Here is a 16958-nt window from a genome sequence, read left to right as displayed (position 1 = left end):
GCAAGGCTCGCACTGGAAATGGATGATCTTCCAGAATTGCGTCGACTTCTGGACTCTGGATGGAACGTGCATGAAGAGACTAACGGCTTCACGCTACTTCATGCGGCCGTTGACGGTGAAGCTGACGGGCACGTTCAAACGGGCGAGCCCTTGCATGTTGACGCGACGGCGCTGCTTCTTGCCAAAGGTGCTGATCCAATGCGCCGCTCTCACGGGGGGACTGGAGTTTCGGCTTACCATTTGGCATTCGTGAGTAGACATTGGCTGGCAGTTGAATTGTTTGAGGCATGGATTCGCTGGAATGGGGTAGAGCCTCCTTCCCTGGCTGAATAATTTATTCCCGGTGTCAATCTTGCAAGCTTCAATGTCGAAAATTGTGACTCTGTCCGCAGTGGGTCTCTTTCGTTCTGTGTGCGAGGGTGAAAAGAACTGCGTCGAGGCGAAGAGTTGTGGTGCAAGCTTTGATAAGAAATGCAGACATTAGGCGGCTTTCGTGAGGTCGGGCTACTCTCGGCTGCCACAGCAGTCGGCGTCTACATCAGGGCTGTTTCAAAGTCCGAGTGATGCTGTGGAGTCGCAGGTCGCGGTGGTGTGACGACTGCCGGTTGACCCGTCTCGCATACAACGAAGCTCCGGTTGGAGCGGGTGACCTCTCAAGTCGCCCTGCCGATGAAATCACCTGCTTCGCCGGCTTGCTGGCCCCGTTCGACCTGACCGGGGTGACCGTGACCGCCGATGCCCTGCACGCCCAGCGCGGCCACGCCCGCTTCCTCGTCGAGGACAAGAAGGCGCACTACGCGCTGTGCGTGAAGAAGAACCAGGCCGGTCTCTACGAGCGGCTGCACACGCTGCCCTGGAGGGAAGTGACCGCGAAGTTCTACGACCGCACCGAGGGGCACGGCCGCAAGGAGACCCGCGTGGTGCAGGTCCTGACCGTCGATGACCTCGACTTCCCGCACGCCGCACAGGCCGCCCGGGTCGTACGCCACCGAACCTGCCTGAAGACCGGCAGGCGCAGCCGCGAGACCGTTTACGTCATCACCGATCTGACCAGCCGGGAAGCCTCCCCGCAGCGGCTCGCGAAGATCATTCGTTCGCAGTGGGTCATCGAAAACCGGCTCCATTTCGTCCGCGACACCGCCTTCCGCGAGGACGCCTCCAAGGTCCGCACCGAGCACGGCCCGGAGAACATGGCCACCTTGCGCAGCTTCGCGATCAACTGCCTACGGGCCGCCGACCACCACAACATCGCCGCCGGACTCCGCGAGATGTCCTACGAGCCGTTCACCCGTCCCCTGGCCCTCCTCGGACTCAGCTGACCAGCACAGACCCGCGAACAGCCGGACTTTGAAACCGCCCTGCCTTCAGCGCCGAGTCTCGGTCACAGCTGACGGACGTGCGCGACGAAGGGGGCCCAGGCCGACGCGGGGAGGACGAGGGCGGGGCCGGTGGGGTTCTTGGAGTCGCGGATGGCTATGGCGGGGGGCAGGTGGGCTGCTTCGAGGCAGTTGTTGCCTGTGCCGTCGCTGTAGGACGACTTGAACCAGGTGCGCTTGGGCGCGAGGGTGTGGGCGGCGGGGTGTGTGGGCATCGGGCTACAGCTCTCGGTCTAGTCGGTGCAGGAAGTCGGGGGTGTCCTCGGGGGACAGCGCTGATGCTGTCATGGCTTCGAACCGACGTGTGAAACGGTCCACTTCACGCGGCTTGTCCGAGGTGGAGAGTGCTCCCCAGGCGTTGTCGATCTGGACCCTCGGAGGGAACTCGTTGCCGAAGTCGAGGAGCGCGAAGTCGTGAGTGGCGCGGTAGCTCCAACGGAACGGCAGTACCTGGATGGTGACGTGGTCCCATGCCGACAGCGTCTCAAGCTTGGCGTACTGCTCGCGCATCACCTCGGCGCCTCCGACCGGGTAACGCAGGGCGGCCTCTCCAAGGATGACGTGCAACCTGACGGGGGCGTCCCGCGTGAGCACTTCCTGGCGTTCCATTCGCACTGCCACGCTACTGCGGATGAGCTCGGTCGTGGTTTCCTCGATCGGCTTCTGCACCTCATGCAGAGCGCGCGCATAGCGCTCGGTCTGGAGCAGGCCGTACACCAGCGTCGGGTGATATGCCTTCATAGCCTGGGCCTCCGGCTCAAGGCCGACGAACCCGGGCATCCCCGCAGGCATGAGACCGCGATGCTGAGTCAGCCAATCCTGCTGGTTGGACTCCCGGTTGAGGCTGATCAGTGACTCGATGACCTCCTCGTCGGTGACGCCGTACTTGGTGAGCAGCTTCCGCAGGTCGCCGACGTTACGGAAGTTGAGGGACCCGGTCTCGATCCGCTGCAGAGACGCCTCGGAGATGCGCAGCCCCTGGACCGCCTGCTTGCGGGGCAGTCCGATTCCGTGGCCTGTGTCGCAGTTCTCGCGCAACTGACGGAGTTGGAGACCGAGTTCGAGTCGTTGCGCCGTGCGCCCGCGCTTCGCAGCCATGTGCACCGCCCTCGTCGTTCAGCACGTTGTGCTTGATGCCGTGTGCAGAGTGTGACATCCATCGTGCGGCTCACGCAGACGATTGTGCAGATTCAGGCATAGTCCGATTGCGGTGCTGCTGAATTTTCAGTGCACGTTCGATTGTGACCGCGCGAGCGGGACGAACACGCTGGTGGGGCAGGCCCACGAACGGAAGGGACCCCCACATGCCCACCACCCCCACCCACGACTGCTCCACCAGCTACCCCCTGACCCCCCGCAGCGTCCGCCTCGCCCGACTCCACACCCGCCGTCGGCTGACCATGTGGCAGTGGCCCGGTGACATCGACGACGCCGTGCTCGTCACCTCGGAGCTGGTCTCCAATGCCGTACGGCATGGACGGCTGCCCGGCCATGAACTGTGGTTGCGCATCACGGTGTTGGACGGCGGCATGCTGAACATCGACGTGTCGGATCCGCTGCGTAGGTTCCCCGTGATCGGTGAGGGCCGCCTGGAGGCCGAGGGCGAGGGTGGGCGGGGTCTGCTGCTCGTCGGGCGGCTCGCCGTCGAGCTGGACTGGTTCCTGCGCGCCGACGTCGGCAAGACGGTGCGGGCCAGGATGGCGCCGACTCGATGGGGCGTGTCGTCGGAGCTGCTGCTGAAGAAGGGCTGAAACCGGCTCAACCGCCCCGAGGCCCGTCAACCCTCGCGTACCACCACAGGTCTGCCCTCCTGACCGAGTCAGAAGTCAGAAGGAGGAGACATGAGAGGTGTACGGACGATGGCGGCGGCGACGACGGCGATTGCGCTGTCGGCCGCCCTCGCGGCCCCCGCGTTCGCGCAGGACGCCGGCGGCGGCCACGAGGCGATGCGCGAGGCCATGGCGGCGGCCGTCAAGGACGGGGTGCCCGGGGTGACGGCGACCGCGCGGGAGGGCGGCCGGGGCTGGTCGGCGACCGAGGGCGTGGGCAACATCAGGACGGGCGAGCCGCGTTCGACGGCCGACCGCTACCGGGTGGGCAGCATCACCAAGACCTTCGTGGCGACCGTGCTGCTCCAACTGGAGGCGGAGGGGAGGCTGTCGCTGGAGGACCGGGTGGACAAGTGGCTGCCGGGCACGGTCCGGGGCAACGGCCACGACGGCAGGCGCATCACGCTCCGCCAGCTCCTGAACCACACCAGCGGCATCTACAACTACACGGACGACGACGATTTCGTCCGTACGTACCTCCTCAAGGACGGCTTCCTCCAGCACCGCTACGACACCAGAAGCCCCGAGGAACTGGTGGCGATCGCCATGGCCCACCGCCCGGACTTCGCCCCGGGCACGTCCTGGAACTACTCCAACACCAACTACGTCCTGGCCGGCATGGTGATCGAACGCGTCACGGGCCGCCCCTACGGCGACGAGATCCGCCACCGCATCATCAACCCCCTCGGCCTGCGCGCCACTTCGGTCCCGGGCACCCGGGTCACCGTCCCGCGTCCGAGCAGCCGCGGGTACTCGAAGCTGGCGGAGGAGACGACGGGGCCGACGTACGACGTCACGAAGCTGAACCCCTCCCTCGCCCACGCGGCGGGCGAGATGATCTCCGACTCGGCGGACCTGAACCGCTTCTACACCGCGCTCCTCAAGGGGAAGCTGCTGCCCCGCAAGCAGCTGACGAAGATGAAGACCACGGTCAAGGTCGACGGCATTCCCAACGCCGGCTACGGCCTGGGCCTGATCGAACGCGAACTCAGCTGCGGCACCACGGTCTGGGGCCACGGCGGCGGCATCCACGGCTCGGTCTCCGAGGGCGCCACGACAGCGGACGGAAAGCACTCCCTGGCCTTCAACTTCAACGGCGACTGGTCGGGGGACACCGACGCGGTGATCGAGGCGGAGTTCTGCGGCGGGCGATAGCCGCCCAAAGGCACACGAGCGCATGAGGAGGGGCTGCCGGTGATGACGTCGCGCCGGACGGCGTTGCGTGTGCCTACGGCTTCAGGTCGATCATGCGCACCGGCTGGCCCGTCGTACGGGCGATGGTCTCGAAGTCCCGGTCGTAGTACAGCAGGGTCAGGCCGGCCTCTTCGGCGGCGGCGGCCACGAGAAGGTCGACGGGGCCGACGCTGCGATGTTCGCCCTTGGTGGTGAGCTGTTCCTGGATGACGCGGGAGCGGCGGTAGACCCCGTCCGGCATCGGGCACCACGCGTAGTGGGCTTCGAGGGCCGCGCTCAGGCGGGTGCGGTCCTCGATCGAGCGGGCGGAGTAGAGCACCTCAAGTTCGGTGATGTCGCAGATCGCAACGAGCCCGGCGCCGATCCTGTCGTCCCAGTCGGCCGTGTTCTGCCCGAGAAGGACCCGGGCGAGCGCCGAGGTGTCGATGAGGTAGTCGGCGACGTTCACTCATCCGCTCCCGTAGCGCGGTACTTGCTCTTGTCCAGGAGGAGGTCGATGTCCAGGGCGCCTTCGGCTGTCAGCGTTCGGGCCTCGTCCAGCGCGCGCAGCCGTCGGTAGCGTGCCGTGACCTCGCGCAGGGCCGTGTTGATGGTGTCGCGCTTGGTGGTGGTGCCGAGTTCTCTGGCGGCTTCCTCCAGCGCCTCGTCGTCGAGGTCGATGACTGTGCGGCTCATAAGGGCTCCCCGATATATACAATGCCTTATATCGGTATACAAGATCGACTGTATTCGGTGCGGATGGCTCCGTCGAGCCGTGTAGCCGGATGCCTATCGCCAGGCCTCGACCAAGTCTTCCGGCCCCCAGTGGGCCGCCAACGGCAGGCCCTCCACGACTCCGGCGCGGGACACGGCCACGAGCGGGGTGCCCGGACCGGTGCCGGGTACGGCGAGGGCGTCGCGAACCAGGGTGTCGTACTCGCGGCGGCCGAACGGCTGGGACTCCAGCCATTTGATCGAGCCCACGAAGTGCACGGCTCCGGCTACGGGCTCGCGGTCGGTGCCCACGAGGTCGAGCTCGGGGTTGTTCTGGCGGTTCCACCAGCCGCCGACGGCCTCGGTGTCCGGCCACTCGTCGTTCGGGAGCAGTCGGAGCAGTGACTCGCGGACCACCGGTTCGATCGCCCGGCCACGCCAGGTGGTCCAGGAGCGTTCGATCCGTTGCAGGGCGAGATCGCCTCGGCCGCGTTCGATGAGGGGAATGCCGCGTTGGAGGAAGGCCAGCCAGAATCGCAGGTACGGGTCGGCGATGCGGTAGCGCTTGTTCTTGGTGTCCGACTTGGCCGACAAGGGCAGGTCGGTCGCGAGGACGCGCTTCGTCAGCAGGGTGTTGAGCAGCGGGGTCAGTGTGCCCGAGGGCAGTGCGCCGACGCCCCCGGCCTGCGCGGCGATGGTGGAGAAGGTCCGCTCCCCGCTGCCGACGGCTTCGAGTACCGCTCGGGCATGGGACGCCTCGGGGAACTCGCCGAGCAGGGTGAGTTCCCCGGCGACCAGGAGCGGGGAGAGCGGGTTGCTCACCGCCTCGCGCAGGAATTCGGTTCGGGGCGTGCCGGGCCGCCACGACTGCACGATCTCGGGGAAGCCTCCTGTGACCAGCAGCGCGTCCACCGCCTCCGCCGCTCCGAGCGCGGTCATCCTCTGCACGTCGGCGAGATGGAGCGGCCTGACCGTCATCTTGGTCGCACGCCCGAAGAACGGCCGGCCATGCGACTGGAGGGCCTCCATCACCGACACGTCGCTGCCGACGAGGACGAGCAGGACCGGCTTGTCCGACAGGTGGCGGTCCCAGACCGTCTGCAGAGCGCCCTCGAACTCGCTGTCTCCTTGCACGAGCCAGGGAACCTCGTCGATCACGGCGATACTCGGCGAGTCGTTCGGCACGGCCACCGCCAGTGAGCGCAGCGCCTGGTTCCAGTCGGTGGCTTGCAGGCCGGCGACCAGTTCCGCACCGGGCAGAGTGGAGAGCGCCGCCGAGAAGTCGGCTCGCTCTGCCGCGGGGTTGCGACCCCGGGTCGCCTGGAACACGACGTAGGGGAGCCCGGAGCGGTCGCAGAATTCCTGTACCAGCCTGGACTTTCCGACCCGTCGGCGACCCGTCATGATCACGGCCCGGCCGCGGGTGGCGCCCTTCCTGTTGACCACGTCACCCAGCTGGCGCGAGAGCAAGTCGAGATCAGCTGCCCTGCCCTGGAACTCCATCAGCCACAGCTCCGAGAAACGTAGATTCGATATTACGTAGATTGAATCTTGCTTAACCTCTCCCGACTCTACCGCGCCCCTGTGATCCCGCTCGCGCCCGCACGAGGAGGGGCCGCCCGGTCCCCTCCGCCCGGCGGCCCCTCCTCTCCCCTCCTGATGCCTCCCCGATCCCCCTCCTACCGGGGAAGCACCACGACATACGCGGCCGGATCGCGGTCCGTCGACGCCATCAGGGCCGTACGGACCACGGCCGCCTGCTGTTCCAGCGCGTCCCGCAGCTTCTTGGGCGTGATGTACACGACCGTGATGCCGAGCCGCTCCAGGTGCTCGCGCTTGCGGGCGTACTCCGACCACAGCGCGTCCTCGTCCTGGCGGGGCGCGCGGGTGTCCAGTTCCACGGCCACCGCGTGCTCCGGCCAGTAGGCGTCGAGGCCGCCGAGGTGCGGGCCGCCGGGCAGCCGCAGGTCGACGTTCCAGACCGGGTCGGGCAGCCCGTGCTCGCGGACCATCGCGTACAGGCGGTCCTCCGCGATCGCCCGCCCCTCGGCCAGCAGGGAGTCCACCGCGTCCACCACGTGCGGGCGGCTGAGCAGCTTCGCCTGGTTCAACTCCCGTACCACTGCCGCCGGTTCGCAGTGGCCGCCGCGCACGGCCTCGGTCAGCAGGCGGCGTACGGCGCCCGCGTCCGAGAGTTCGGCGACCGCGTCGGCCAGGGCGCGCGGCACCGGGGCGACCGGGAGGCCGGTCACCTGCTCGGGGGCCGGAAGGGACGCCGTGCGGACGATACGGGCGCAGCCGGTGGAGCGGAGCCGGCGCAGCCGCGGGACCAGGACGTCGATCGAGTCCAGGGCGGTCAGCGGGGGCGTGGCGGAGAAGCCGTGCAGGGTCAGCGCCGCCAGCCCGGTGATCATCGCCTCGGTGTACAGCGGCCGGTGCGGCTCCTCCGCGCCGGGCTGCGCGGGCACCCCGGCGTTCCGCTCCCGTGCCGCGAACAACAGCACCGCGTGCAGCCGCTCCTCGCTGGTCGGCGGGCCCGGGTGGAGCAGGAAGACGCCCGGCAGGATCTGCTGCCAGGGGCCGCCGGCCCGGCACTGCTCGTTCGTTTCGGCGGCCGAGACACCGTGCGCCCGCAGCTGAGCGGCCGTCAGTACGCGCCGCCGGACGTCGGCGAGGTGGTGGAGGGGGCGGGGGGAGAGCGGGGTGTTGTGGTTCATGACCCTGCCATTCCCGCGACCGATCCGCCCCTTAACCGCTGTTACACGCCCGTCGACAAAACCGGACAAGCTCGTCCTAAAGGACGGATGTTCGGATGCCGAGTAGGCGCGGAAAACCCCTGGTCCGTTCGGGTTGGACCAGGGGTTACGGCTGCTATTGCCTGAATTCCGTAACGGTCACGGAGGGGCTAGGCCAAGGCCAATGATCAGCCCTTCTCGGCGCGGGTGGCCGCCGCGTCGCACGCCTGACCCCGCAGCGACCGCGCCAGGTCGTCCCGCGCCTCCAGTACCAGCCGCCGCAGCGCCGGCGGGGCGTCCTCGTGGGCGGAGAGCCAGGCGTCCGTCGCCTCCAGCGTCGCCGGGGAGTCCCGGTAGGCCGGGAACAGACCGCTGACCACGTCCATCCCGATCTGGATGGACCGCTCGTCCCACAGGCGCTCGATCGCGGCGAAGTACTTCTCCGCGTACGGCGCGAGCAGCTCCCGCTGGGAGGACCGGGCGAAGCCCGCGATCGTCGCCCCGACCAGGGCGTTGGACAGCGCGTCCGACTCCACCACCTGCGCCCAGGCCTGCGCCTTCACCGCCGCCGACGGACGGGCGGCCAGACAGCGCACCTGGTGGCGCTTGCCGGAGGCGGTGTCGTCCCGGGCCAGCTCGGCCTCCAGCACCTTCTCGTCGGCGAAGCCGTGCTCGGCGAGCGCGTCCAGGAACGCCCAGCGCAGCTCCTGGTCGACGGCCAGGCCCTCGATCGCCGTCGTACCGTCCAGCAGTTCCCGCAGCAGCCGGAAGCCGGTCTCGTCGCCGACCGTCCGCGCGAAGAACCGCGCCCACGCCAACTGGTGCTCGCTGCCCGGCTCGGCGGCCCGCAGCTCGCGCTCCGCGCTCTCGGCCAGCAGCGCACCGCCCCGCTCGCGCCACTCGGGCGCCACGTAGTGGACGAGCGCGGAATCGGCCCAGGCGTGCAGCATCTGCAGCACGCCGATGTCGGACTCGCGCCCGGCGAACCGCACCACCAGGTCCACGAAGTCCCGTGCCGGCAGCAGCGCGTCCCGCGTCATGTTCCACAGCGCCGACCAGCACAGCGCACGGGCCAGCGGGTCGGTGAGCTCACCGAGGGCGGAGCGCAGCGTGGCCAGCGAGGTCTCGTCGAAGCGGGTCTTGCAGTACGTCAGGTCGTCGTCGTTGACCAGCACCAGCTCCGGCGCCTCGGCCCCGGCCAGCTCGGCCACGACCGTACGCGGCTCGTGGACGTCCACCTCGGCGCGCGCGTACCGCTCCAGCGCGCCGCCGGTCCGCCGGTACAGGCCCACCGCGATCCGGTGCGGGCGCAGCTCGGGGTGCGACTCGGCGGCTTCCTGCACGACCGCCAGCTCGTCGATACGGCCCTCGGCGTCCAGCAGCACCTGCGGGGTCAGCGAGTTGACGCCGGCAGTCTGGAGCCAGGACCGGGCCCACGCGGCCATGTCCCGGCCACTGGTCTCGCCGAGCACCGACAGCAGGTCGCCCAGGCGCGTGTTGCCGTAGGCGTGCCGCTTGAAGTAGCGCCGCGCGCCCTCCAGGAACGCGTCCTGGCCGACGTACGCGACCAGCTGCTTCAACACGGACGCGCCCTTGGCGTAGGTGATGCCGTCGAAGTTGAGCTTGGCGTCCTGCAGGTCGCGGATGTCGGCCGTGATCGGGTGCGTGGAGGGCAGTTGGTCGGCGCGGTAGGCCCAGGCCTTGCGGCGGTTGGCGAAGGTGATCCAGGCGTCCGTGAAGCGGGTCGCGCCGACGTTGGCGAAGGTGCCCATGAAGTCCGCGAAGGACTCCTTCAGCCACAGGTCGTCCCACCACACCATGGTGACCAGGTCGCCGAACCACATGTGCGCCATCTCGTGCAGGATGACGTTCGCCCGCGCCTCGTAGGACGTCTGCGTCACCTTGCCGCGGAAGATGTACTCCTCCCGGAAGGTCACCAGACCCGGGTTCTCCATCGCGCCGAGGTTGTACTCCGGCACGAACGCCTGGTCGTACTTCCCGAACGGGTACGGGTAGTCGAAGTGGTCGTGGAAGAAGTCCAGGCCCTGCTTGGTGACCAGGAACACGTCGTCGGCGTCGAAGTGCGGCGCCAGGCCCTTGCGGCACAGGGCGCCGAGCGGGATCTCCAGCGTCGTACCGTCGTCGAAGGTGCGGGAGTAGGAGTCCGTCACATAGTGGTACGGCCCGGCCACGACGCAGGTGATGTACGTCGAGATCGGCTTCGTCTCCGCGAACCGCCACACCCCGTCGGTGAGCGTGCCCACGCCGTTGCTCCACACCGTCCAGCCCTCGGGCGCCCGCACCTCGAAGCGGAACGGCGCCTTGAGGTCCGGCTGCTCGAAGTTGGCGAACACCCGTCGGGAGTCGGCCGGTTCGTACTGGGTGTACAGGTACACCTCGCCGTCCTCCGGGTCGACGAAGCGGTGCATGCCCTCGCCGGTGCGGGAGTAGGCGCACTGGGCGTCGACGACCAGCTCGTTGTCGGCGGCGAGGTCCTCCAGGAGGATCCGGGAGCCGTCGAAGACCTCGCCGGGGTCGAGGTCCTTGCCGTTGAGGGAGACGGAGGTGACGCTCGGCGCGATCAGGTCGGCGAAGCTCGCCGCGCCGGGCTCCGCGCAGCGGAAGCGCAGGGTGGTGACGGAGCGGAAGGTACGCGGCTCGGCCCCCGTCTCTCCCACCGCCGAACGCAGGTCGAGGGACACCTCGTACGCGTCGACGGACAACAGGGCGGCCCGCTCCCGGGCTTCCTCGCGGGACAGGTTCTCACCGGGCACGGACGGTACTCCCTCGGACGGCGTTCACAATGCGGACAGGGCCGATACTGCCATGTGCTCCTGACAGGCGGCAGCGGGAATGGCTGCGACCGGCGCCGGTGTTCCCGGAGAAACGGTTCCTTCACAAGGAGAGACATGTCGGACAAGACGCCCGTCGACTTCTGGTTCGACCCTCTGTGCCCCTGGGCCTGGATGACCTCGCGCTGGGTGCTGGAGGTGGAGAAGGTGCGGGACATCGAGGTCCGCTGGCATGTGATGAGCCTCGCCGTCCTCAACGAGGACAAGATCGACGAGCTGCCCGAGGAGTACCAGGAGATGCTCCGGACCAAGGCGTGGGGCCCGGTCCGGGTCGTCGCGGCGGCGCAGGAGGAGCACGGCGCGGAGGTGCTCGGCGACCTCTACACCGCGCTCGGCACCCGCATCCACAACCAGGGCGAGGGCCCGGAGAAGTCGGTGGTCGCCGCCGCGCTGAAGGACGTGGGCCTGCCCGAGTCCCTGATGGACCACTGGGACTCCACCCCGTACGAGCCGCAACTGCGCGCCTCCCACAAGGAGGGCATCGACAAGGTCGGCCAGGAGGTCGGCACCCCGGTCATCGCGGTCCCCGGCGCCGACGGCGAGCAGATAGCCTTCTTCGGCCCGGTCGTCACCCCGGCCCCCCAGGGCGAGGAGGCGGCCAAGCTCTGGGACGGCACGCTCGCGGTGGCCTCCGTACCCGGCTTCTACGAGATCAAGCGCACCCGTACCAAGGGGCCGGACTTCAGCAACCTGTAGTCCCTCCGCACGGGAGTCCCGCTACACGGGGAAGTCGCCGCCGTCCCGCCAGTTGCTCCACCGCTGGAAGCGGCGACAGGCCCCGTCGTTGCCCGTGCAGCGCTGGTAGGCGCCGGGATCCGACACTTGCTTGGTCTGTGCGACGTAGTCCTGCTCGGCCTTGGAGAGCTTGCGGAACTTCTGCAGCGGACCACCGCAGTTCGGGCAACGTACGACCACGGCGCACACCTCCCTCTGCAGGGGGCGAACCCCCCGGCCCCGCGAGCATACGAGCCCGCGGGGCCGGGGAGGCGGCCATCCCGAAACTCGGTTCCGGCGTGAAATCCGACGGATCCACGCACCCGTGTCCCGCAATCTGCCTTGCGAGCCCGACCGCCCGTAGCACCATGGGCACATGACGGAGATCGACACCTCGGTACCGCACTCGGCGCGGATCTGGAACTACTGGCTCGGCGGCAAGGACAACTACCCCGTCGACGAGGCGGCCGGCGACGCCTACACCGCCGTCTTCCCCGGCATCGTCACCATCGCCCGCAGCAGCCGGGCCTTCCTGGGCCGCAGCATCCGGTACCTGGTGCAGGAGGCGGGCATCCGCCAGTTCCTGGACGTCGGCACGGGCCTGCCCACCGTCGACAACACCCACGAGGTCGCCCAGCGCCTCGCCCCCGAGTCGAGGGTCGTCTACGTCGACAACGACCCGCTGGTCCTGGCACACGCCCGCGCCCTGCTCACCTCCACCCCGGAGGGCGTCACGGCGTACGAGGACCTGAGCCTCTACGAGCCCGAGCGGATCATCGAGGCGGCGGGCAGGACACTGGACCTCACGCAACCCACCGCCCTGATCCTCAGCGGCATCCTGGGCCATGTGCCCGACCACGCCGAGGCCCGCGACCTGGTCCGCAGGCTGCTGGCGGGCCTGCCCTCCGGCAGCTACCTGTGCGTCAACGACGGCTCCCGCGGCACCGACCCGGTCTACGAGGAGGCCCAGGACGCCTACAACGAGACCGGCGCCGTCCCCTACTTCCTGCGCCCGGTGGACCAGATCGAGGCCTACTTCGAGGGCCTGGACCTGGTGGAGCCGGGCGTCGTCTCGGTCCCGCTGTGGCGCCCGGAGGAGGAGCACCCGGCCCCGATCGGCCAGCACGGCGGCCTGGCCCGCAAGCCCTGAGCGGGCCGGGCGAAGTTCACTGCGGCGGGGTAGCGCCCTGAAGGGGCGCGGGGAACTGCGCGACCAGCCACTGTGGTGCCGCAGACGACTGACGGTCCATCGCCGTACTTCCAGCGGAGCGCTCGGCGGACGCCCGTACGGACCAGGAAGCCCCCGCGAGTCACGTCCTCGCGGGGGCTTCCCTCATTCCGCCTGCCCGCGTGAAAGGTGAGAAGACGATCACGAGGCAGGGCGTCTCAGAGGGTCAGGGCGCCAGCAGCAGCACGTCCGCGCGGGACTTGGCGGCCTCGTAACGCCGGGCCACGTCCTGCCAGTTGACGACCTGCCACATCGCCTCGATGAAGTCGACCTTCTGGTTCTTGTACTGGAGGTAGAAGGCGTGCTCCCAGGCGTCGAACACGAGGATCGGCACCGAGCCCTGCCCTACGTTGCCCTGGTGGTCGTAGACCTGCTCCACGACGAGCCGTCCGCTCAGCGGCTCGTAGGCGAGAACACCCCAGCCCGAACCCTGCGTCGTCGCGGAGGCCTTGGTCAGCTGGGCCTTGAAGCCCGCGAACGATCCGAAGGACTCGGTGATCGCGTCGGCCAGCTCGCCGACCCCGTCGGCGGCCAGCGGCTCGCCGCCGCCGTCGCCGGTCATGTTCTGCCAGTAGATCGAGTGCAGGATGTGCCCGGACAGATGGAAGGCCAGGTTCTTCTCCAGCCCGTTGATCGACCCCCACTGCTCCTTGTCCCGCGCCTCGGCGAGCTGCTCCAGAGTGTCGTTGGCCCCCTTCACATACGCCGCGTGGTGCTTGTCGTGGTGCAGCTCGATGATCTCGGGGCTGATCACGGGCGCGAGCGCGGAGTAGTCGTACGGCAGTTCAGGAAGCGTGTAGACGGGCATGACAGGTCCCCTCCGACCTCTTATTGCAAAGAGCTTGCAACTGCACACTAGCAGCAAAAAGGGTCGCCCGGGCAACGAAGAAGGCCCCCGCATGTCTCGCGGGGGCCTTCCGGCGGTCGGGGGAGGGGGCGTCAGGCGGCCTTGGCCCGCGCCCGCTGCCACGCGTACCCGACGGCCGCCAGGAACAGCGTCATCGCGCCGGTCGAGTACAACTGCACCCGGGTGTCCGGCTCACGGGCCATCAGGACGAAGATCGTCGCCATGCCGGCCAGCGCGACCCAGGTCAGCACTGGGAACGCCCACATGCGCACGGTCAGCTTCTCCGGCGCCTCGCGCTCCAGACGGGCGCGCAGCCGCAGCTGGGAGACGGCGATGAAGATCCAGACGACGAGGATCACCGCGCCGATCATGTTCAGCAGCCAGCTGAAGACGTCGTCCGGCCGCCAGTAGCTGAGCAGCACGCACGCGAAGCCGAACACCGAGGAGGCCAGCACCGCGATGCGCGGCACCCCGGCGGAGACCCGGCCCAGCGCCTTCGGGCCCTGGCCGCGCTGGACCAGGGAGTAGGCGATGCGGGAGGAGCCGTAGATGTTGGCGTTCATCGCGGACAGCAGGGCGACCAGGACGACGACGTTCATCAGCTGACCGGCGCCGGGGATGCCGAGCTCGTCGAGGGCGGCGACGTACGGGCCCTTCTCGACGACCTCCTTGGAATCCCACGGGACCAGGGTCACGATGACGGCCATCGAGCCGATGTAGAACAGCGCGATGCGCCACATCGCCGTGCGGACCGCGCTCGCCACGCCCTTGACCGGGTTCTCCGACTCGGCCGCCGCGATGGTGACCGTCTCCATGCCGCCGTAGGCGAAGACGGACGCGAGCAGGCCGATGACCAGGCCCTCGCCGCCGTTGGGCAGGAAGTCGGTGAGGTGGCTCGTGCCGGGGGAGTCCGTGCCGGGCAGGAGACCGAAGATGGCCAGGCCGCCGAGGACCAGGAACAGGGTGATCGCGCCGACCTTCAGCGCCGCGAACCAGAACTCGAACTCGCCGAAGTTCTTCACCGCCGCGAGGTTGGTGGCGCAGAACACGACCATGAACAGGGCCACCCACGCCCACTCGGGCGTGCCCGGCAGCCAGCCGGTGACGATCTTCGCGGCGCCGATGCCCTCCAGGCCCACGGCCGTGCACAGCAGGACCCAGAACGACCAGCCCGCGGTGAAGCCCGCCCAGGGGCCGATGGCCCGCTCGGCGTGCGCCGAGAAGGAGCCGGAGGACGGATAGGCGGCCGACATCTCGCCGAGCATCCGCATCACCAGCATCACGAGGAGGCCGGAGAGGGCGTAGGCGAGGACGATCGAGGGGCCGGCGGCGGCGATACCGGCGCCGGAGCCCACGAACAGGCCCGCGCCGATGACCCCGCCGAGGGCGATCATCGACAGGTGGCGCTGTTTGAGGCCGTGGGAGAGGGAGACGTCGTCGTCCTGCTGCGCAGGCGTCTCGACTGTGGTGCTGGGCATGGGCGCGGCTCGTCCAATGCATGAGAGGGCAAAAACGCCCACAGTCTGAGCTTCCTGTCCGCTCAGGCGACGAGGATGCCCAGTATGCGGACAGGTACGCCACCCAGGGTACGGGACCCTTCACGGGGCCTGTTTGGCGAGAACCTACAGACCCGCCCACCGGGCCGTCGGTGACCCGCGCATCCCCACCTCAGTGACCAGCATCACGCCCTACCCGGTGTAACCCACACTCTTTGTCCGGAGCCCACCAAGCCGGTGATCCAGCCTTTGTCGACCGCTGACGGTGATCGACGCGAGGGCGCCGGGATAGCGTCACCGTGTCCCAGCCTGTCCACACCTCCGCGGAGTCCCCATGAGCACCGCCGTCGCCGCCCCCGCCCGCCCCGGCCAGGTCCTCGCAGACCTGCTCCCGGCCTCCCGTGTCCGCGACATCGCGCTCGTGGCGGGCGGTGCCGCCCTCACCGGCCTCGCCGCCCAGATCGCCGTGCCCGTGCCGGGCTCCCCGGTGCCGGTGACCGGCCAGACCTTCGCCGCCCTGCTCGTCGGCACCACGCTCGGCGCCGGCCGCGGCTTCCTCTCCCTCGCGCTCTACGCGATCGCCGGCATGGCGGGCATGCCGTGGTTCGCCCAGGCCTCCTCCGGCGTGAGCGCGCCCTCCCTCGGCTACGTCTTCGGCATGGTCCTCGCCGCCGCGGTCGTCGGCGCCCTGGCCCGCCGCGGCGCCGACCGCTCCGTGTGGCGCATGGCGGGCGCGATGCTGCTGGGCGAGGCGATCATCTACGCCGTCGGCGTCCCGTACCTCGCCCTGGACCTCGGCATGTCCGCCTCCGCGGCGGTCGCGGCCGGCCTCACCCCGTTCCTGATCGGCGACGCCCTCAAGGCGGCCCTGGCGATGGGCCTGCTGCCGGCCGCCTGGAAGTACGTCAACCGGTGAGGTCGCGGCGGTAGACGAAGGAGCGGGGCCGGGGGACACCCCCGGCCCCGCTCCCTTGTGTATGCGCGCGTCAGACCTGCCGGACCTGTCAGACCTGCTGTCGGCGCGGCCGCCGCAGCGACGACCACCACAGACCGGCGACACCGGCCGACATGAGAGCCGCGCCCGCCGCGCCCAGCGGGAGCACATCGCGAAGGACGCCGGTCTTCGGCAACTCGTCCTCGTCGCCGCCGGGCGCCACCGGCTGGTTGTCCGTGCCCAGCAGCAGCGGGGTGGCGGGGGCGTTCGGCGACGGGTTCGTCGTACCGAACGGCACCGGACCCTGCTGCCAGTACGTCTTCTTTCCGTCGGCGCTCTGGACGGGCAGGCAGATCTTCCCCGTCTTGCTCAGGTCGTAAGTCGCGTCCACGTCATACGACTTGGAGTCACCCGCCGCCAGATTGTCCACGGGACAACTGAAACCGCTGTTCGATCCTTCCGGTAGATCGCCCTTGGCGATTTCCGAACAGCCTTGAACATTCTTGACTGTAAGGCCATCGAAACCGACGACCAGGAGATTGATCTTTCCGCTGTCCTCGGTCCCTTCGTTCTTCACCGTGGCGGTAATCGCCGTCTCTTCCGAGTTGTTGTCGACCGAGATCTTCTCGGGCAGTGTCGTGGTCAGTTTCACGCCTGCCGGGGCCTCGTCGACGGCCTTTCCCCCCTTGCTGCTTGCCGGTCCCGGTTCGTCTGCCGCGGCGGTGAACGGAAGGATCATCACTGCCGAGAAAGATGCTGCAACCAGCGATCCCGCGATGGTCGTCGTACGACGAGAACTCATGTTCGTCCCCCTTGGCTGCGCCTGAATTCGCAGTACTTGAAGAGGTACCACAAGATTTCTCCGCACTATGCTGGTACGGCATGAAGTGTGACCATCATGTTTCAAATGGGCAGTCTTTGACGGGCCGTTCAGGATCTTCGCGGATCCTTCGGGGACTTTGAGGGGGTGCAGCGGATTGCCGGGGAATACGAGGAGCGGCGGAGTCCCAGGGCTACTGGTGACGGGGCGCTATCGATTGGTCGAAAGTATCGGTCAGGG

General features: G+C 68.7%; 17 protein-coding genes. 6 read left to right on the top strand and 11 right to left on the bottom strand.

The window, feature by feature from the left end:
* The first annotated feature begins 563 nt into the window (after positions 1 to 563).
* Positions 564 to 1319: an ISAs1 family transposase gene (locus ICC28_RS03120; RefSeq protein WP_223188194.1), complete on the top strand. Its 756-nt coding sequence runs from the start codon at positions 564 to 566 to the stop codon at positions 1317 to 1319.
* Positions 1320 to 1381: 62 nt separating this feature from the next.
* Here ICC28_RS03120 and ICC28_RS03115 read toward each other — a convergent pair whose 3' ends face one another.
* Positions 1382 to 1591: a DUF397 domain-containing protein gene (locus ICC28_RS03115; RefSeq protein WP_188286783.1), complete on the bottom strand. Its 210-nt coding sequence runs from the start codon at positions 1589 to 1591 to the stop codon at positions 1382 to 1384.
* 4 nt (positions 1592 to 1595) lie between these two features.
* Positions 1596 to 2474 carry a helix-turn-helix domain-containing protein gene (locus ICC28_RS03110; RefSeq protein ID WP_188286782.1) on the bottom strand — a complete coding sequence of 293 codons (879 nt, stop codon included), beginning with the start codon at positions 2472 to 2474 and terminating at the stop codon, positions 1596 to 1598.
* 206 nt (positions 2475 to 2680) lie between these two features.
* Between ICC28_RS03110 and ICC28_RS03105 the strand changes: the two genes are divergently transcribed.
* Positions 2681 to 3127 carry an ATP-binding protein gene (locus tag ICC28_RS03105; RefSeq protein WP_188286781.1) on the top strand — a complete coding sequence of 149 codons (447 nt, stop codon included), beginning with the start codon at positions 2681 to 2683 and terminating at the stop codon, positions 3125 to 3127.
* Between the two features lie 90 nt (positions 3128 to 3217).
* Positions 3218 to 4360, top strand: coding sequence for a serine hydrolase domain-containing protein (locus ICC28_RS03100; RefSeq protein WP_188286780.1), 1143 nt, complete (start codon positions 3218 to 3220; stop codon positions 4358 to 4360).
* A gap of 73 nt (positions 4361 to 4433) precedes the next feature.
* On the opposite strand, the gene ICC28_RS03095 is transcribed toward ICC28_RS03100, so the two are convergent.
* From ICC28_RS03095 to pepN, 5 genes are all read right to left on the bottom strand, one after another.
* The gene (locus ICC28_RS03095; RefSeq protein WP_188286779.1) at positions 4434 to 4847 is read right to left on the bottom strand and encodes a PIN domain nuclease; all 414 of its coding nucleotides are present in this window, start codon (positions 4845 to 4847) and stop codon (positions 4434 to 4436) included.
* A complete protein-coding gene (locus ICC28_RS03090; protein WP_188286778.1) occupies positions 4844 to 5074 on the bottom strand; it encodes a type II toxin-antitoxin system VapB family antitoxin in 231 nt (76 codons plus the stop codon). The genes ICC28_RS03095 and ICC28_RS03090 overlap by 4 nt, the downstream gene beginning before the upstream one ends.
* A 93-nt stretch (positions 5075 to 5167) precedes the next feature.
* Complete coding sequence (locus tag ICC28_RS03085; protein ID WP_188286777.1) at positions 5168 to 6595, bottom strand: ATP-binding protein; 1428 nt, start codon at positions 6593 to 6595, stop codon at positions 5168 to 5170.
* A gap of 176 nt (positions 6596 to 6771) precedes the next feature.
* Positions 6772 to 7809, bottom strand: coding sequence for a hypothetical protein (locus ICC28_RS03080; RefSeq protein ID WP_188286776.1), 1038 nt, complete (start codon positions 7807 to 7809; stop codon positions 6772 to 6774).
* Between the two features lie 206 nt (positions 7810 to 8015).
* On the bottom strand, positions 8016 to 10601 hold the full coding sequence (gene pepN, locus ICC28_RS03075) for an aminopeptidase N (protein ID WP_188286775.1): 2586 nt from the start codon (positions 10599 to 10601) through the stop codon (positions 8016 to 8018).
* Positions 10602 to 10736: 135 nt separating this feature from the next.
* On the opposite strand from pepN, the gene ICC28_RS03070 reads away from it, so the two are divergent.
* On the top strand, positions 10737 to 11375 hold the full coding sequence (locus ICC28_RS03070) for a DsbA family protein (RefSeq protein WP_188286774.1): 639 nt from the start codon (positions 10737 to 10739) through the stop codon (positions 11373 to 11375).
* A 21-nt stretch (positions 11376 to 11396) separates the two neighbouring features.
* On the opposite strand, the gene ICC28_RS03065 is transcribed toward ICC28_RS03070, so the two are convergent.
* Positions 11397 to 11594: a hypothetical protein gene (locus ICC28_RS03065; protein WP_188286773.1), complete on the bottom strand. Its 198-nt coding sequence runs from the start codon at positions 11592 to 11594 to the stop codon at positions 11397 to 11399.
* Between the two features lie 175 nt (positions 11595 to 11769).
* On the opposite strand from ICC28_RS03065, the gene ICC28_RS03060 reads away from it, so the two are divergent.
* Positions 11770 to 12543, top strand: coding sequence for an SAM-dependent methyltransferase (locus ICC28_RS03060; RefSeq protein WP_188286772.1), 774 nt, complete (start codon positions 11770 to 11772; stop codon positions 12541 to 12543).
* Positions 12544 to 12787: 244 nt separating this feature from the next.
* Here ICC28_RS03060 and ICC28_RS03055 read toward each other — a convergent pair whose 3' ends face one another.
* Together ICC28_RS03055 and ICC28_RS03050 are read right to left on the bottom strand one after the other, a co-directional pair.
* On the bottom strand, positions 12788 to 13429 hold the full coding sequence (locus ICC28_RS03055) for a superoxide dismutase (protein ID WP_188286771.1): 642 nt from the start codon (positions 13427 to 13429) through the stop codon (positions 12788 to 12790).
* A 131-nt stretch (positions 13430 to 13560) separates the two neighbouring features.
* The gene (locus ICC28_RS03050) at positions 13561 to 14946 is read right to left on the bottom strand and encodes an amino acid permease (protein ID WP_188286770.1); all 1386 of its coding nucleotides are present in this window, start codon (positions 14944 to 14946) and stop codon (positions 13561 to 13563) included.
* Positions 14947 to 15298: 352 nt separating this feature from the next.
* On the opposite strand from ICC28_RS03050, the gene ICC28_RS03045 reads away from it, so the two are divergent.
* The gene (locus ICC28_RS03045) at positions 15299 to 15880 is read left to right on the top strand and encodes a biotin transporter BioY (RefSeq protein WP_188286769.1); all 582 of its coding nucleotides are present in this window, start codon (positions 15299 to 15301) and stop codon (positions 15878 to 15880) included.
* A gap of 88 nt (positions 15881 to 15968) precedes the next feature.
* Here ICC28_RS03045 and ICC28_RS03040 read toward each other — a convergent pair whose 3' ends face one another.
* Positions 15969 to 16700 (bottom strand): hypothetical protein, encoded by a 732-nt coding sequence (locus ICC28_RS03040; protein ID WP_188286768.1) that lies wholly within the window; start codon positions 16698 to 16700, stop codon positions 15969 to 15971.
* Positions 16701 to 16958 lie beyond the last annotated feature (258 nt).

The organism is Streptomyces sp. TRM68416, assembly GCF_014596915.1.
Classification (GTDB): domain Bacteria; phylum Actinomycetota; class Actinomycetes; order Streptomycetales; family Streptomycetaceae; genus Streptomyces.
Note: the sequence above shows the minus strand (reverse complement) of the source record. Positions and strands in the feature narration are given on the sequence as shown.

What these genes read in the sequence shown, in the direction of transcription:
- ICC28_RS03055 (WP_188286771.1), bottom strand. Translation starts at nt 13,429, where the DNA reads ATGCCCGTCTACACGCTTCCTGAACTGCCGTACGACTACTCCGCGCTC.
- ICC28_RS03070 (WP_188286774.1), top strand. Translation starts at nt 10,737, where the DNA reads ATGTCGGACAAGACGCCCGTCGACTTCTGGTTCGACCCTCTGTGCCCC.
- ICC28_RS03060 (WP_188286772.1), top strand. Translation starts at nt 11,770, where the DNA reads ATGACGGAGATCGACACCTCGGTACCGCACTCGGCGCGGATCTGGAAC.
- ICC28_RS03050 (WP_188286770.1), bottom strand. Translation starts at nt 14,946, where the DNA reads ATGCCCAGCACCACAGTCGAGACGCCTGCGCAGCAGGACGACGACGTC.
- ICC28_RS03100 (WP_188286780.1), top strand. Translation starts at nt 3,218, where the DNA reads ATGAGAGGTGTACGGACGATGGCGGCGGCGACGACGGCGATTGCGCTG.
- ICC28_RS03090 (WP_188286778.1), bottom strand. Translation starts at nt 5,074, where the DNA reads ATGAGCCGCACAGTCATCGACCTCGACGACGAGGCGCTGGAGGAAGCC.
- ICC28_RS03085 (WP_188286777.1), bottom strand. Translation starts at nt 6,595, where the DNA reads ATGGAGTTCCAGGGCAGGGCAGCTGATCTCGACTTGCTCTCGCGCCAG.
- ICC28_RS03040 (WP_188286768.1), bottom strand. Translation starts at nt 16,700, where the DNA reads ATGAGTTCTCGTCGTACGACGACCATCGCGGGATCGCTGGTTGCAGCA.
- ICC28_RS03080 (WP_188286776.1), bottom strand. Translation starts at nt 7,809, where the DNA reads ATGAACCACAACACCCCGCTCTCCCCCCGCCCCCTCCACCACCTCGCC.
- ICC28_RS03045 (WP_188286769.1), top strand. Translation starts at nt 15,299, where the DNA reads ATGAGCACCGCCGTCGCCGCCCCCGCCCGCCCCGGCCAGGTCCTCGCA.
- ICC28_RS03120 (WP_223188194.1), top strand. Translation starts at nt 564, where the DNA reads ATGCTGTGGAGTCGCAGGTCGCGGTGGTGTGACGACTGCCGGTTGACC.
- ICC28_RS03110 (WP_188286782.1), bottom strand. Translation starts at nt 2,474, where the DNA reads ATGGCTGCGAAGCGCGGGCGCACGGCGCAACGACTCGAACTCGGTCTC.
- ICC28_RS03115 (WP_188286783.1), bottom strand. Translation starts at nt 1,591, where the DNA reads ATGCCCACACACCCCGCCGCCCACACCCTCGCGCCCAAGCGCACCTGG.
- ICC28_RS03105 (WP_188286781.1), top strand. Translation starts at nt 2,681, where the DNA reads ATGCCCACCACCCCCACCCACGACTGCTCCACCAGCTACCCCCTGACC.